This is a genomic window from Allostigmatella hybrida (assembly GCF_020103775.1).
GTDB lineage: Bacteria > Myxococcota > Myxococcia > Myxococcales > Myxococcaceae > Hyalangium > Hyalangium aurantiaca.
In genome coordinates this window covers 1-15,785 of record NZ_JAHXBH010000030.1, presented here as the reverse complement: position 1 = coordinate 15,785, position 15,785 = coordinate 1, and the positions used below count along the sequence as shown (strand labels likewise).

The window sequence follows — 15,785 nt, the reverse complement described above, 5'->3', positions numbered from 1 at the left end:
CCCCTCGATAGAAGCGGGGAAGCGGACGTAGAGTCGAGCCCGCCGGGCCCCTCGGTGGCGCCGGCCTGGAGCAATCATGAAGCGATGGGTTCTTCCCCTCTCTGGCCTCGTGCTCGCGCTGTCAGGTGCCGCGGGCGCGCGGGAGTTGCCTTCTCTGGACGTGTCCCTGGCGCGTACGCCGTCCCGGCCGCACCGGCCCACGCGGCTGCCGGGCGCGCGGGTGGAGCACACGGGACCGGAGGGGGAGGGGCCCCGGTGGGTGTGGGGGCTCCGCTCGGGGGTGGATCCCCGCTTCCTGTCGGCGGTGCGGCGCATGGGCCCGGAGCAGGCCGCGCGAGCCCACCTGGCCCGGCTCTCCGCGCTCTACGGCCTGGCCCCGGAGACGGCGGCCACGGTCCCGGCCACGCTCGCGGAGCCTTCGAAGGAGGGGCAGGGGGCCGTGCTCGTCACCTTCCGGCAGGAGCTGGAGGGCATCGCGCTCTTCCGCGAGTCGCTCACGGTGTTGATGAACGGGCGCCACGAGCTCATCGCCCTCTCGGGCCACCTCTCGCCCCACGTGGGCCCGGACTCCCGGGCGGGCAAGCTGCGCTTCACCTGGACCGCGCCGGAGGCCCTCGCCGCCGCCTACGCGGATCTCCAGGGCGTGCGGCCGGAGCCCTCCAGCTTCGTGCGGCGGGGCGAGGCCCGCGGAAGCGACACCTTCCATGGGTTCACCCCCGCCGTGAGCGCGAAGTACCCAGCAGGGCTGCTCACCCCCGCCCGGGCCCGGCGCGTCTTCTTCCCACTGCCGGACCGGCTGGTGCCCGCCTGGTACGTGGAGCTGCACACCCAGGAGCCGGAGGCCGAGGCGGACTACTACGCCTATGTCGTGGCCGCGGACGACGGGCGGCTGCTCTTCCGCCACAACCTCACCGCGCACGAGGCCCATGCCTTCCGCGTCTGGGCGAGCCCCTCCAGCCCCTACCTCCCGCATGACGGCCCCCAGGGGCTCGCCGGGACGCCGCACCCCACGGGCGTTCCCGATGGGTACCAGGCGCCTTTTCAACCTCCCGAACTGGTGACGCTGAGCCACGCGCCCTTCAGCCAGAATGATCCCTGGCTCCCGGCGGGCGCTTCCGAGACGGTGGGCAACAACGTGGATGCCTACGCCGATGTCTCCGGAAGCGATGGGCGGGATGGCTCGGACTTCCGGGCCTCGCTCACCGGGCCGTCCACCTTCGACCGGGTTTACGACGTCACCCAGGAGCCCGGTGCCAGCACGGGGCAGCGCATGGCGTCGGTGACGCAGCTCTTCTACGTCACCAACTTCCTGCACGACTGGTTCTACGACGCGGGCTTCACCGAGGCCGCGGGCAACGCGCAGCAGGACAACTACGGCCGGGGGGGGCTGGGCAACGATGCGCTGCTCGCGGAGGCGCAGGAGTTCAGCGGCCTGAGCACCTCCTCCATGTCCACCCCCGCCGATGGCGCCCGGCCGAAGATGCAGATGTACGTCTTCGCGCCCAACCCCTTCCAGGCCGTCACGGTCCTCTCGCCCCCGGAGCTCGCGGGGAGGATGCGCTCCCGGTGGGCTCCGTTTGGCCCCAAGGCCTTCCGCGTGGAGGGGCCGCTTGCCCTCGCGATGGACGGGACGGGCTCGCCCACGGATGGGTGCCAGGCCCAGCAGGGCAGTCCCGCCGGGAAGATTCTCCTGATGGACCGCGGCTCCTGCACGGATGCGGTCAAGGTGAAGAATGCCCAGAACGCGGGCGCCGTGGGCGTCATCATCGCCCACAACCTGCAGGGCCCTGCGCCGGACCTGACCGGCACGGATGCGTCCGTCACCACCCCCGTGCTCTCCATCGAGCGGGCGGACGGCGTGGCCCTCAAGAACCAGCTGAGCAGCGGTCCGGCGGAGGTGCGGCTGCTCCGCGAGCCCGCGGTGCAGCGGGATGGCGCGCTGGACAGCTCCCTCGTGGCGCACGAGTGGGGCCACTACATGAGCAACCGCCTCATCGCCAACGCGAACGGCCTGACGAACAACCAGGGGCGCGCGATGGGCGAGGGCTGGGCGGACTTTCATGCCCTGTTGCTCCTGGCGCGCGCCGAGGACGCCCAGCTTCCCGGCAACGCGGGCTTCGAGGGCGCGTATGCCGTGGGCGGCCACGTGTCGAGCGGTGGCGACAATGACGGCCACTACTTCGGGTTGAGGCGCTACCCGTACTCCACGGACTTCACGCGCAACCCGCTCACCTTCCGGTACATCGCCAACGGCGTGGTCCTGCCCGAGAGCGTCCCCCGCAATCCGCGCCTGTACTCGGTCTCGAACGCGGCGATTTACCAGTCCGGCGAGGTGTGGGCCTCGATGCTGTGGGAGTGCTACACGGCCCTGCTGCGCGACCGCACGCGGCTCAGCTTCGAGGAGGCCCAGCGGCGGATGAAGCGCTACCTGGTGCGCTCCTATCAGCTCACCCCCGTGGCCCCCACCTACCTGGAGGCGAGGGATGCGCTGCTGGCGGCGGCGCTGGCGGAGAGCGAGGAGGACTTCCTCCTGTTTCACGCGGCCTTCGCCCGCCGCGGCGCGGGGCTTCGCGCGGTGGCGCCTCCCCGGGACTCCTTGAACCACGCGGGCACGGTGGAGAGCTTCGTGACGGGCAAGGAGGTGGCGTGGGGCGGCGCCGAGCTGGTGGAGCGGCCGGGCGCTTGCGACAACGATGGGGTGGTGGACCCGGGTGAGGTGGGCCTGCTGCGTGTGACGATCGACAACACGGGCATTGGCACGGCCTCGGCCACCACGGCGACGGTCGAGTCCACGGATCCCGGCGTGACGATTGGCCACGAAGGCCGGCTCACCTTCCCACCCATCGCCCCCTTCGAATCGGCCACGGTGGAAGTGCCCGTCACGTTGGAGGGGCCCACGGAGATCCGCTCCGTCACCTTCCGCGTCACCTATGAGGACGCGGAGCAGGCCATCCCCGGCGCCCGTATGGTCTCCTTCTCGGAGCGCATCAACACCGATGAGACGCCTGTGTCCTCCTCCACCGAGGATGTGGAGGGCAGGCATGTCGTGTGGACCTCGACGAAGGACGAGCGGTTGGGGCACCCCACGCTCTGGAGCCGCCACTCGGAGACGCCCGTGGAGAGCTACTTCCATGGCCCGAACGCGTCGTTCAAGGCGGACATCGCCCTGGTGTCCCCGCCGCTCCAGGTCTCGCCCGTGGAGGACTTCCGGTTCACCTTCGTCCACCGCTTCGACTTCGAGGCCGATTCCTTCGATTGGCTGGATGGGGGCGTCATCGAGCTGAGCCAGGACGGCGGGGCTACGTGGGTGGACATCGGCGCCTCCGCCGACCCGGGCTACACGGGCATCCTGTACGCGTTTGGCACCAACCCGCTGGCCGGGCGGCCCGCCTACAGCGACTACAGCGAGGGGTATCCGGCGTGGGTTCCCGTCACCGTGAACCTGGGAGCCCAGTACGCGGGGAAGACGGTGCAGATCCGCTTCCGCATTGGCACCGACGTCAACGTCGGCGCGGGGGGCTGGGACATCGACAACCTGAGTTTCTCCGGCCTCACCCACACGCCCTTCAGCACGCTCGGCGTGGAGACGGAGGTCTGCGTGAACGGCTCCCCCGTGGCCCAGGCCGGTGCCGACCAAACAGTGCAGGGAGGCACGGACGTCACCCTGTCCGGCAGCGGGGTGGATCCCGACGGTGACCCGGTGGTCTATGCCTGGCGGCAGACTGCGGGCCTGGAGGTGGCGCTGGTGGGCGTGGACACGGCCCAGGCCGGGTTCACGGCGCCAGAGGTGAGCAGCCCCACGGTGCTCACCTTCGCGCTGGCCGTGCGCGATGACCGCGGCGGAAGCGGCGAGGATGAGGTGTCCATCACCGTGGAGGCGGAGCCGGTGCCGGATGCGGGCACCGGCGAAGACGGGGGAACAGGACAGCCGGATGCGGGCGAGGCGCCGCCGGACGGGGGGGACGCGGGGACGGGCCCCGATGGGGGCCCGGAGGAGAACGTCACCGCCGAGGGCGGCTGTGGGTGTGCCACGGGGCAGGGAAGCCTCGCCGCGATGGCCCCCTTGCTGCTGGGAGCGCTGGCCTGGCGGAGCCGCCGCCGGTTCAGCGCAGCGCCCGCCATGCGGACAGCGCGCCGAAGATGAAGAAGAGGCAGGCCGCGGTGACCCGCACCCACCGCGCCTGCACCTTCCCGGACACGCGCTCGCCCAGCCAGACCGCCAGGCCGTCCGAGACCAGCATGCCCAGGGTCGTCCCAGCCGTCACCATCACCAAGGAGTGATAGCGCGCGGCGAGCGCCACCGTGGCCAACTGGGTCTTGTCCCCCATCTCCGCGAGGAAGAAGAGCACGGTGGTGGTGAGGAAGGGGCCGAAGCGGCTGGGCTGGGTGGACTCCTCCAGCGTGTCCGGCTTGAGGGTCCACAGGCCGAAGGCGACGAAGGTGACGGCCAGGATGCCCGCCATCATCCGCTCGGGCACGTGCGAGGACACCCAGGCCCCCACGCTCGAGGCCAGCGCGTGGTTGGCCAGCGTGGCTACCAGGATGCCCGCCATGACGTGCCACGGCTTGCGAAAGCGGCTGGCCAGGCTGAAGGCCAGGAGCTGGGTCTTGTCGCCCATCTCGCTCGCGGCGACGAGGGCGAAGCTGCTGAAGATGGCTTCCATGCGCGTGTGACTCCCAACCGCTGTGTACGCGCGTGCAACTGGGCCGTGGCGGTCGCAGGGAGGATTCCCTCGACAAGACCTGGGCCCAGGCTGCACACGCTCGCCCGGTGCTCCGGGCGTGTGTGTCTGCCAGTCCCAAGGTCTCGTTCGCCTCGCGTCGCCGCGAGGTGGGGGCCCGGGCTCCTCCAGCTTCGGAGGGGCCAGTGTGTCGAGCGTCCCGGCGCCGCTGTTTCCCGGCGCGAACTACTCCCCTTGCCAGGCCCGTATACCCGCAGGCCTCGCCGGATTCAAGGCTCGGCCGTCCCCCAAGCGTTCATCGAGCGCGCAGGGTCTTCTCGATATTGCCCGAGTAACCCACATCGCAGGCGCCGCCTCCTTGCGTCCTTCCCGCGAGGGGACCCAGGGGCTCGCCGTTCCGGAGGATGTCTTCGAGAGAGTCCTCTGCATCCGAGCGGGGGTTGTATCCGAGCCAGTCCACGTGGGAGTTGTCCACGCGCGTTGGTCTCAAATAAGGCCACGCGCACGCACGCCAAGGACAGTCCGTATTTATCTGCGTAGAGGCTCGCGAGTGCCTCGCCGAACGCTTTCGAGACGCCGTAGTAGCCGCTGGGACGTAGGCGCGCGGTCTCGTCGATTGTCTTCTCGAGTGGGTGGAAGCCCACGGCCTGCACCGAACTCGCAAAAACCACCCGCTTCACGCCCGCCCGGTGCGCCGCCTCAAACACCGCCTACGTATTGCATCGCTCCCTTCATTCGAGGGAGCGCCCTACCTGTGCCGGTAGGCCACGTCCACACCCTGGCTCGCCGGACGCTCGGCCACCTTGACCGTCAGGACGCTGCTCGCGGCGTCCCAGGTCCAGCTACCGGCCGGCGCCGCCTGGCCGTCGAGGGTCACCGATTCTGGCTCCCGCGCACCCACGAACCGCACCGTCCACGCGCGCGTCTGCACCTGCCCGGCGAACGACCCGTCAGGGCCATCGATACGGAGCGCCGCGAGGGGGCCGTCCTCGGTGTAGCGGATGTCCGTGCGGGTGCTCTGTGTGCGGTCGGAGGTCGTGCCGTCGTCCTCGAAGAGGCTGGCGTGCCCCTGCGCGCCCGCCGCCACCGTGAGCGTGACCGCGTCCAGCGGGTTCTGGACATCGTTGGTGACGTCCTCGCTGCGCGTGGGCACGATCCCGCCGGACTTGATGAACACCGGCATGGTGTCCAGCCCGGTGGTGATGCTCTGGGTCGTGCCGCCCGCATACGTCTTGCCGGTGAACCAGTCGGTCCACGAGCTGCCCGGCGGGAACCACACCGTGGCCGTGGCGGTGTTCCCGGGCGTGGTCACCGGCGCGACGAGCACGTCCGAGCCGTACAGGTACTCGCTGCCGGCCGTCGCGTACGCGTCCTGCTCCGCCGGGTACGCGAGGTACACCGGCCGCACCACCGGGACGCCGGTCGCCTCCGCCTCACGCGCGAGCGTGTAGGTGTACGGCACGAGCGCCTCGCGCAGGTTGAGAAACTTCTTTGCCGACTCGCCCGCGGCGCCCGGGTACTGCCAGGGCAGCCGGTCGCCGTGGTTGCTGTGCAGGCGGTCGATTGGCTGGAAGGTGCCGAACTGAACCCAGCGGGCGTACAGGTCGTCGGGCAGCTTGTCCGTGCGCTGGCCGCCGACGACGTCCGAGCCGGGGAGGCCCCACAGGCCGCCGTTGTGCCCGCCGATGTCGTGGCTGATCGCCGACAGGCCGGTGGCAGCTCCCTCGCCGGAGGTGAAGCCGACCGAGGCCGCGAGGGTCCCCCACGTCGAGGTGGTGTCACCGGTGAAGGGCAGCGTCGTGCGCTTGTCCGCCCACGGCCCGGTCGGCACCGCGGTCGGGTTGCTGTAGCCGCCCGCCTGCAGCGAGCCGAACGCGCGGGAGAACGCGAAGCCGCGGCCGATGCGGGAGTTCGTGTAGTCGGTGTACTGCTGGTTGATCCACGCGTCGCCGGTGGCGCCTTCGATGTTGGCCTCGCTGGCGTCGCAGCACCAGTCGAGCCACCAGAAGTCGGTGCCCTGCTGCTTCATCGGGTCGTGCAGGCCGAAGAACGCCTTCAACTGATCAGGATCGCCAAAGTCGAAGGTGTAGCACTCGGAGGCACCGCCCGAGCAGCCGCCGGTGTGCTGGGTGAGCTTGCCCTTCGCGGCCGCCTGCGCGGCCGCGAACTGCGGGTCGGTGGGCAGGATGCTGGGATGGATGTTCAGGGTCGTGTGCAGGCCCTGCGAGCGCGCCCAGTCGAAGAACCCCTCGGGGTCGGGGAACTTGTGGGTGTCGATTTCCCAGCCGCTCCAGGCGTTGCCGGCCTTGAAGTCGGTGTCGATGACGAGGACGTCGAGGGGCACGCCCTCCTGGCGGAACTTCGGGAGCAGGTTCTCCTGGAAGTCGGCCGCGGTGCGGTCGAGGTACTCGGAGAACCAGACGCCGTACGCCCAGCGCGGCAGCAGCTTCGACGGACCCGTGAGCGTCGCGAGATCGCCGAGGGCCCGTGGGTAGTCCTGGCCGTAGCCGAAGACGTAGCCGTCCTGGTAACCGCCAGGGTGCGCGGCACGGGGCGTGAGCCTCCCCGACGCCGGCTCGTACGCCGCCGAGGCGGTGTCGTCCAGCAGCGACCAGCCGTCCTGGTAGAGAATTCCCGGGTTGAGAATCGCGCTGCCCTTGTCGCCGTCAAAGGCGTCGAGGCCACGCCGGTAGCCGCCGAGCGCGGCGTGCGGCGCGAGCAGCGGCGCGTCGGTCTTCGTCAGCGCCACGGTGTCGACGTTGACCGAGCACCCGCCGGCCTGCGGGCAGCTCAGGCGCACGTCGCTGGTGCCGCCGGGGAGGGTGACATCCGTCCGCACCGTCCGCCAGCTGTCCCAGTCGCTCGTGGGCGGCAGCGTGAGCGTGGAGGCCTCGCCCGTACCTGCCTGCACGGTCACCGCGCCCGGCGTCTTCAGCCCGAGGGCGTAGCGCAGCTGCAGCGAGTACGTGCCAGCCGCCGGAACGTGGACCGCGCGCACGGTCAGCTGCGAGCCAGCGACGTCGAGCCCCGCCGCGAACCCCTTGCCGCTGTAGCCGTTGTGGTCCTTGGCGGCCGTCGCACCGCCGGACAGGCCCACGGACTCCGCCTCACAGATGCCGCCGAAGCCGCAGTCCTCACCCGCCCGGCTGGCAGGCGCGGGAAGGCCCGTGCCGGCCGGGCCGATGGCCAGGCTGTCGATGTTGACGTTGCCGGCGTCGGCCGCCTGCCGCACGAGCGTGACGTGGTGCGTGCCGGCCGCGAGGTGTACCGGCACGGTGACGGGCTTCCAGGCGTCCCAGCTGCCCGTGGACGGCAGGAGGACGGGGGTGCTCGAACCGCCCTCGACCGTCAGCGTCACGCCGGCCTGCGACGCGAAGCCGTTGGCGTAGCGGACGGTCAGCTCGTAGTCGCCGGCGGCGGGCGCGACGATGTCGAAGCCAATCGAGTCACCCACGCCCTCGAAGCCCGCGGCGAACCCGTTGCCGGTGTAGCCGGGGTGGTTGGCCGCCAGGTGCATCCGGCCGCTGAGCGCGAGATCCTCGGCCTCGCAGAGCTCGCCGAAACCGCAGGTCCTCGGCGACTGCGGGTACGCGTCGCCGGGCTTGAGCAGCGCGAGGCTGTCGATGTTGAGCTGGCCCGTGTCGGACTTGGTGCGCGTCAGGGCAACCACGTGCGGCCCGGCCGTCAGGTCGAGGGGCAGTGACAGGTGGCCCCAGGCGTCCCAGTTGCCGGTGCGCGGCAGCGTGAGCTGGCGCGCCGCCCCGCCGTCGACAGTGAGCGTGAGCGTGCGCGGGTCGCCGAGTCCGTTCGCGTAGCGCAGGTCCAGGACGTAGGATCCGCCCGCCTCGGGCGCGACCTGGAAGGTGACGCGGGTCCCGGTCCCTTCGAAGCCCGCGGCGAAGCCGGTGCCGGTGAAGCCGGAGTGGTCGCGCGCCTCGCTGAGGCCTTCGAGCACGAGGCCCTCTGCCTCGCAGAGCACGCCGAGCGCGCAAGCCGGGATGACCCGGCTCGCCCAGGGGCGCGCCTCGACGTCCTGCGCGCCGGCCTTCAGCCTGACGACGAGGTTCTCGCCGGTGAACGGGCCGGAGCCCACCTCGTAGCGCAGCGTCAGCGCGCCGGTGTCGATGACGAGCCAGCCGTCCTCGGTACGCGTCGTGAAGCTCGTCTGACCAAAGCCGTCCCGCCCGATGGCGTTGAAGGTCGGGGCGTCGAAGAAGCGGGCATCCCCCGCGTACTCCGTGCGGATGAGCGTGGGGCTGAGCACCTCGAAGCGGGCATTGCCCGAGATGACATCCCTCTGGGGGGCCGGGGGCTGTTCACCGTCCGCTGGCTTCGTGGACTCGGTGCAAGCCGCCGAGGCTGATGCGATCGCTGCGAGCAGCGCGAACGTCCGCGCGCGGCCCGCTCCTCTCCTGAACACCGTCATACGACGACCCCTCTGTTGTCGATCCGATGTGGCCCTGGACGCGGTCATGGCCGCCGTCCACTGACGCTTGCGCCGCCGCTCGACAAGTTGGCAGAAGGGCGCACGGCCGGTCACCTTCGAGCAGATCGTTGCCCCTGTCAAAGGGTTGGACCTCTCCACGCGGCCTGCTCGACGGCCGCGTCCGCAAGGGGCTGGACGAACTCTCCGCTCGCCTCCGCGCCTACGTCGGCAATCGTACTCCGGGGACTCTGCGGTCCGCCGGTCTTGTTGAAAGAAAGGTCGCGACTGTACGTGCTCCAACACAAAGACCCAGCCGGGGGCTCGTCTCGGCGCTGCTCAACCTCGGCGACAAGCCGCCCCAGCCTGAAGCCCGCTTGTGAGCTATGTGTTGGGAGTCACCACAGACGAGAATGCCTTCATGCATGACGACGCCGGCCACGGCCGGACGGCCCTTCAGCTTGAGCAGCTCAACGCGTTGCTCGAAGCGAAGGTCAAAAGCCAGGGGCAGCTGCTCGCCGAGACGCAGGAGCGCCTGCGCACACTCTTCGAGAACGCGCCGCTGAGCATCCAGCTGATCGACGTCTCGGGCCGGACGCTGCAGGTCAACGCGGCATGGCGCGCGCTCTGGCGCATCCCGCCGGACGTGGTCGAGAACTTCATCCTCCGCGACTACAACGTCCTGACGGACCCCCAACTCGAGAAGCACGGCATCCTGCCGTGCTTCCAACGGGCCCTGCGAGGCGAGAACAGCCGCATCCCGGCCATCCGCTACGACGCGGCCGAGCCCCAGCTCGCAGGCCGTGCGCGGTGGGTCGAGGGGAACCTCTATCCCGTGAAGGACGCGGCCGGCGAGGTCCGGCAACTGGTCCTCATCCACGAGGACGTCACCGAGCGGCGAGAGGCACAGGAGATCATCCTCCGCAAGAGCGCGGAGTTCGAGGCCGTCTACCAGCACCTCCCGGAGCCGGTGATCATGACCTCGCCCGAGCGCATCATCGTGCTCGTGAACCCGGCGGCGAACGCGCTCTTCGGCTATGCGCCGGATGAACTCATCGGACGGCCCGCGTCCCTCCTCGAGGCCGAGGGGACGGAGCCGGAGCACGCGCCCGGAGCGGAGGCTCGCGAGGTGAGCTACCGCCACCGCAGCGGTGAGCCCATCCTCACGAGCACTCTGTCCTCGGTGGTGCGCTCGGCCGGCGGAGAGGTCTTCGGGTACGTCGCCATCGTGCGCGACATCCGTGAGCAGCGGCGAGAGGAGGAGATGCGCCGGTTCATCTCCAACGCAGGAGACGTCCTGGCCTCGTCGCTGGACCCTCGCGAGACGCTCTCCGCGCTGGCACGGCTCGCGGTGCCCACGCTCGGAGACTGGTGCCTCATCGACCTGCTCGAGGACGACGGCTCGGTCCGCCGTGCAGAGGTCGTCATCGCGGACCCGCGGCACGAGCCCGTCAAGGCGAAGGTCGCCCGCTTCGCCATCAGGAGGGACCGTCCGGAGAACCCTCCTGCCCAGGCGCTTTTCGAGGCGAGGCCCCTGCTCATCCCGGTCCTCGAGCGCGAGAAGATCGGGCAGATCGCCCTCAGCGACGAGCACGCCCAGGTCATCCTCGAGGCGGAGGTGCACTCGATGATCTGCGTGCCGCTCGTGGCGCGCGGCAGGGTGCTCGGGGTCCTGTCCCTGCTCCTCGCCTCATCCCGGCGCAGCTACACGGAGCGGGACCTCTCCTACGCGAAGCAGCTCGCCGGGAAGGCCGCGCAGGCAGTGGAGAACTCGCGGCTTTATGAGCGGGCCACCGAGGCGATCTCCGCTCGCGACGTGTTCCTCAGCATCTGCTCCCACGAGCTCAAGACGCCTCTCACCTCGCTGAAGCTTCAGCTCGAGCTGGTAGGCCGCTCGTTGCGGAAGCCGGTCCCGGCCGGGCTCCCCTCCGAGGCGTTGAACACCCGCCTCGGGGTGGCCGCTCGCCAGCTGCGGCGTGTGGAGCGGCTCATCGACGACATGCTCGACGTGTCCCGGATTGCCACCGGGATGCTGACCATGGACATGGCGCCCTTGTCGGTCCAGGAACTGGTGACCGAGACGGTGCATCAGGCGAGCGAGGTCTTCCAGGCAGCAGGCGTCGCCCTCACGGTGGAGGTCTCTGAAGATGCACGGGTCCATGGGGACCGGGCCCGGCTGGCGCAGGTGCTCGACAACCTCCTCGCCAACGCTCTGAAGTACGGCGAGGGGAAGCCCGTGCGCATCGACGTGGGCCGGAGCGGAGACCGGGCGGAGCTTTCGGTCAGCGACCAGGGCCCTGGGATTGCACCGCGAGATTTGCAGCGCATCTTCCAGCGCTTCGAGCGGGCCGTGGCCAGCCGGAGCATCACCGGGCTCGGCCTCGGCTTGCACATCAGCCGTCAGATTGCCGAGCGCCACGGCGGGACGCTCGACGTGGAGAGTGAGCTCGGCGGCGGGGCGCGGTTCACGCTGCGCCTTCCCCTGGAAGCCGGGGGAAGCTGACGCCACGCCAGCGGCCGGCGGACCCGTGTTCAGGAAGCGCTGAAGCTGCGCCGGGCGAGGCGCGGAAGGACAACCGCCTGGCCGAGTGCCCGGACCGCGAACATCGCGGCGAAGGCCGCCCAAAGCCCGTGGTTGCCCAGCGGCTGCAGCAGCGCCAGCAACGCAAGGTACACGGCCATTGCCGCAGCCATCGTGCCCAGCATGGCCCGCGTCCAAGCTGCGCCTACGAACACTCCGTCGAGAACGAATGAGGCCACTCCCAGCATCGGCAGCAGCGCGAGCCACGGAGCATAATCGCCAGTTGCGGCAATGACTTGCGGGTCCGTGCTGAACGCGCTGGCAAGTTGCGGACCGGCCAGCGCATAGACGCCCGACACCGCAAGACCCGTCGCTCCGCCCCAAACGAGCGTTCCGCGGACCGCCGCGTCGAAGCGCCGGCGCGCATCCGCACCCACCGCCTCGCCGCACAGCACCTGTGCCGCGCTCTCGAAGCCGTCGAGCAGAAGTGTCGCGAGCATGAAGAGTTGGAACAGGATGCCGTTGGCCGCCAGCGTTACCGGCCCGGACTGGGCGCCGCTCCGCGCGAAAAGCAGGATGGCACCGGTCAACAGCAGGGTGCGTATGAAAAGGTCCCGGTTGAGCGCGAACAGGCGCATCAGCTCCGGCCGCGCCCAGGTCTCGCGGCGGCCCAGGGCCGCCATGGCCTCACGCGCCGCCCCCCCGCGCAGGACGATCGCGGCGAGCAGCGCGAACTTCAGGACTTCCGAGCTGACGGTGGCAATCGCCACGCCGGCTACGCCCCAGCCAGCTGCCAGCACCAGCAGCAGGTCGAGGGCGATGTGGACGAGATTGGCGGTGATCTCGACGTAAAGGACATGGCGCACCTTGCGTTGGCCGATCAGCCAGCCCACCAGCACGCAGTTGGCGAGCCAGACGGGTCCTGCCCAGTACCGGATCGCGACGTAGGTCTGAGCACCCTCGCGTACCGAGCCGCTCGCCTCCAGCAGCTTGAGGCCGGCCGAGAGGGTCCAGGGCATCGCCAGGAGCAGCAGCACGCCGATCGCTATCGCCACAGACATGGCACGGGCCAGCGTCTGTCCTTGGGTGCCAGCGTCCCCCCGTCCGCTGCCTTGCGCGGTCAGCGCCACGGTGCTGGTGCGAAGGAAGTTGAACACGTTGAGCAGGCCGAGCATGAACTTGGCGCCGAGTTCGACCGCACCTTGTGCGGGTGCGTCTCCGAGGCGTCCGATCGCCCACATGTCGGCCAAACCGAACAGCGCCGTCGCGACGTTCGTCAGCATCGCGGGCAGGGCGATTGACCAGATCTGGCGGGAGGTTTCGCTTCGGATCATGAACTTTCCGGGAAGCCGGGCGGGAACCGCGGGGCTACCGGAGCCATGATGGGGTAACATTCCCTCTGTTCCCAGCGTCCGCGAGCTCCGATGATTGACGGGCATGCCATGGTTCCCCTGTAATCTTGGGTGGTGCTCCCGGCGCGCGGGACCCATGGCTGGAGGCTCCTGATGCCGCGCTCGGCAGCCCTGCTGCTGTTCATGGTCCTCTCAGGGTGCAGCGCCTCAACGAGGGCTGTCGTCGAAGGAGGAACTCGCCCGGATGGTGAGCCCTCAGACGGCGGCGCGAATGGCAGCGCGGCGCCTTTCAGAACGGCAGCGGAATTGGCTGCGCGCGGCCAGGGTGCGCCAGTCCAGCTCGGCCCCGGTGGTGCGCCCCAGGACGGTAGCCATCGTCGCGGGCTCCCAACTCGGGCCCGGTGGAGCGCAACGACGTAGGCCCGTGGCGAGCGGCCCAGCAGGCAGGACCGTCGCAGCGGCGCGGCACTACCTGGGGAGGGAGCAGAGAGGCGGCGAGCGTCCAGGCGTCAGCGTCGGGCGGGAGCCCCTCCCCGCAGGGTGTCCGGAAATGAAGGACTGCGCCACCCGGCGCCTCCTCCTCTTCCCCGTGGTCGCCCTCTACCCTGAGCCCCTCCTCGCAGGAAGGGGTGACACATGCCGTCGTGGAGGATGCTCTGGAAGGCCGAAGCGCTGTTCCTTGTGTTGCTCGTGGGGTGCGTCAGCGTCCCTCGGGTTCCCCTGGTGGAGGACACCGGCCAGGGCAAAGCCGTCGTCCATGTTCCCCGCACGGTTGACCTGCGACCGGTGGAACTGGAGGAAGGGGAATTCCATCAGGCCGTGAGGCGCCTTGCTCGCGAGGTGCGGCTGACAGGTACTCCGCGCCAGACGGCGGAGAAGGCGTTTCAGATAGACCCGCAGAGCGGCAATTACCTCTACCTTCAGCGGGATAAGAAGCTGGTGCCAGCAGGGGGCGAGCCCTGGGACGGCACGTTGACGAAAGAGGACTTGGCGCTGGCGGAACGCTATCGGCTCTGGTGCCGGAGCGCCTACAATTTCTATGGAGACTGTCTCGGGGGCGCGCTGGTGGGAGGGCGCTACCTGGACATGCAAGGCCGTTACGTCTGGGCGCTGGCCATAAGCAAGAGCCCCGTCCTGGACGAGATGAAGGAGGCGCTGGGAGAGATGGTGCAATTCCGCGTGCTCATGAGCGCGGCCCTGTGGACGTTGGGTTCCATGTTGCTGATCATGCTCTTCAATCCCGTGGCTCCGGCGCTCGTGGCGGTGCTGGGCGTCGGGATACTCCTGTATGTGGGCTATGACACGCTCCGCAACCTCGTGACGGGCTGGAGGGAGTTGACGGAAGCGGCGAAGGCCGCAACCACCTTCGAGGAGATCCGCGAAGCGGGCGAGAGGTTCGGGAGGATCATCGGGCAAGAGTCCGCACGCGCATTCGCCATGCTGCTGGTCGCAGCCATTGGCTCGACGGCGCAACGGTTCGCGGCGAAGGTGCCGACGCTGCCCGGCTCCGCCCAGGTGGCCATTCAGGCCGAGGGGCAAGCAGCAATCTCGCTGCCCGCGCTGGGGGCGGTGGAGGAGATCGCGGTCAGTGCCGAGGGCGTGAGCGTGACGGTGGCAGCCACCGCGATGACGATGGGGGCGAATGGCAGCAGCAGCCCGGGCCCTTGCATCGAGACGCACCACATCGCCACCATCTGCAACGAGAAGTCCACTGTGCGCGGGGGCGCGTGGACGCCACGATTCCGGGAGATCTTCGCAAAAGCCGGGATGACGCTCGATGACCCGGCAAACAAGATGCCTCTGCCCGGGCATTACGGGCCCCACCCTGAGCGGTATCACCGAATCGTCCTCCAGGAACTGCGCGACGCAACGGCGAGCTGTCGCAGCGTCGTGGTGTGCCGTGAGAGACTGACGCGGTCCCTCAAGCGATTGGCGGATCAGATCGCCTCGCCAGGAACAGAGCTGAACCAACTCGTCGCCCGGCAGTAGCCGCGCTAAATGGACCCCATGCCGAAGCGCTTTTTTCAGCTATCTGACGCCGTAGAACTTCCGCACCGCTGGGCTCTGGGGATGCCCAGGGATAGTCAGGGCCTCAAAGTGGATGACGATCAGTTCATGCGCGGAACGCCCGTCCACACCAAGGAACGGTTGAGAATACCCATCGAGATCGCGGGAACGCCGCTGGACTTCACGGAGGCGGGCATCATGATCCCAGTGGTCCATGTTCGGGTCGCGTCCATGTTCGCGGACCTGGCACCGGATGATGTGCAACTGATCCCCGTGGACGTAGAGGGCCAGCCGGAGCAGTACCTCATCCTGGTTGCTACGTGTCTCATCCGCTGTATCGACGAAACAGCATCCCGGATCCAGCTCTGGACTCATGAAGACGGGCTCCCAGACATGGTCGGCCGTTATGCCTCCGTGCGTGACATGCGCATCGACAAGGCCAAGGTGGGAAGCGCCAAGATGTTCCGGTGCGAGGGATGGACGGGCCCGCTGATCGTCTCAGAGGAGATCAAGGCCGCATTGGATGGCATGGGCGCCACGGGCACGAGGTTTGAGGACGTCTAATGAGCTTCAACGAGTAAGGTGAAGGCTCGGGGCGGTTGAAACCATGGCGGATGCGTGAGTCGCACCTCGGGCGGTGCGCACCTGGCAATCTTGGTCCGTCCCTTGTCAGAGTGCAGGTGGCTCACTTCCGGCGAGCACTCAAGTGACGCTGGAATAGGGCCCTAAGCCATCGGAAGAAAGTTCGTGCAGGGGGTAAACCGCGTCCCTGAAGTCGAAGTGACTGAAGGGAGCGGGCA

The 15,785-nt window shown here is 69.3% G+C and carries 8 protein-coding genes; 4 read left to right on the top strand and 4 right to left on the bottom strand.

The window, feature by feature from the left end; genetic code table 11:
- The first annotated feature begins 76 nt into the window (after positions 1–76).
- Positions 77–4,144 carry a myxosortase-dependent M36 family metallopeptidase gene (locus KY661_RS30950; protein ID WP_225413630.1) on the top strand — a complete coding sequence of 1,356 codons (4,068 nt, stop codon included), beginning with the start codon at positions 77–79 and terminating at the stop codon, positions 4,142–4,144.
- Here the strand turns inward: KY661_RS30950 and KY661_RS30945 are convergent.
- The 3 genes from KY661_RS30945 to KY661_RS30935 form a co-directional block, all read right to left on the bottom strand.
- Positions 4,104–4,664 carry a TMEM165/GDT1 family protein gene (locus tag KY661_RS30945; protein WP_225413629.1) on the bottom strand — a complete coding sequence of 187 codons (561 nt, stop codon included), beginning with the start codon at positions 4,662–4,664 and terminating at the stop codon, positions 4,104–4,106. The genes KY661_RS30950 and KY661_RS30945 overlap by 41 nt on opposite strands.
- A 287-nt stretch (positions 4,665–4,951) precedes the next feature.
- Entirely contained in the window at positions 4,952–5,389 is a 438-nt protein-coding gene (locus KY661_RS37820) for an NAD-dependent epimerase/dehydratase family protein (RefSeq protein ID WP_225413628.1), read from the bottom strand.
- Between the two features lie 41 nt (positions 5,390–5,430).
- Positions 5,431–9,108, bottom strand: a complete 3,678-nt coding sequence (locus KY661_RS30935; RefSeq protein ID WP_225413627.1) for a TIM-barrel domain-containing protein — start codon at positions 9,106–9,108, stop codon at positions 5,431–5,433.
- 418 nt (positions 9,109–9,526) lie between these two features.
- Between KY661_RS30935 and KY661_RS30930 the strand changes: the two genes are divergently transcribed.
- Positions 9,527–11,608, top strand: coding sequence for an ATP-binding protein (locus KY661_RS30930; protein ID WP_225413626.1), 2,082 nt, complete (start codon positions 9,527–9,529; stop codon positions 11,606–11,608).
- Between the two features lie 29 nt (positions 11,609–11,637).
- Here KY661_RS30930 and KY661_RS30925 read toward each other — a convergent pair whose 3' ends face one another.
- Entirely contained in the window at positions 11,638–12,960 is a 1,323-nt protein-coding gene (locus KY661_RS30925) for an MATE family efflux transporter (RefSeq protein ID WP_225413625.1), read from the bottom strand.
- Positions 12,961–13,614: 654 nt separating this feature from the next.
- On the opposite strand from KY661_RS30925, the gene sitA5 reads away from it, so the two are divergent.
- Together sitA5 and KY661_RS30915 are read left to right on the top strand one after the other, a co-directional pair.
- Positions 13,615–14,967: a SitA5 family polymorphic toxin gene (gene sitA5 / locus KY661_RS30920; protein WP_450097584.1), complete on the top strand. Its 1,353-nt coding sequence runs from the start codon at positions 13,615–13,617 to the stop codon at positions 14,965–14,967.
- A gap of 18 nt (positions 14,968–14,985) precedes the next feature.
- A complete protein-coding gene (locus KY661_RS30915) occupies positions 14,986–15,549 on the top strand; it encodes an imm11 family protein (protein ID WP_225413623.1) in 564 nt (187 codons plus the stop codon).
- The last annotated feature ends 236 nt before the right edge of the window (positions 15,550–15,785 follow it).

Excerpts from the sequence above, each read along its gene's own strand:
- KY661_RS30950 (WP_225413630.1), top strand. The coding sequence starts at position 77 with ATGAAGCGATGGGTTCTTCCCCTCTCTGGCCTCGTGCTCGCGCTGTCA.
- KY661_RS30945 (WP_225413629.1), bottom strand. The coding sequence starts at position 4,664 with ATGGAAGCCATCTTCAGCAGCTTCGCCCTCGTCGCCGCGAGCGAGATG.
- KY661_RS30935 (WP_225413627.1), bottom strand. The coding sequence starts at position 9,108 with ATGACGGTGTTCAGGAGAGGAGCGGGCCGCGCGCGGACGTTCGCGCTG.
- KY661_RS30930 (WP_225413626.1), top strand. The coding sequence starts at position 9,527 with ATGCATGACGACGCCGGCCACGGCCGGACGGCCCTTCAGCTTGAGCAG.
- KY661_RS30925 (WP_225413625.1), bottom strand. The coding sequence starts at position 12,960 with ATGATCCGAAGCGAAACCTCCCGCCAGATCTGGTCAATCGCCCTGCCC.
- sitA5 (WP_450097584.1), top strand. The coding sequence starts at position 13,615 with ATGCCGTCGTGGAGGATGCTCTGGAAGGCCGAAGCGCTGTTCCTTGTG.
- KY661_RS30915 (WP_225413623.1), top strand. The coding sequence starts at position 14,986 with ATGCCGAAGCGCTTTTTTCAGCTATCTGACGCCGTAGAACTTCCGCAC.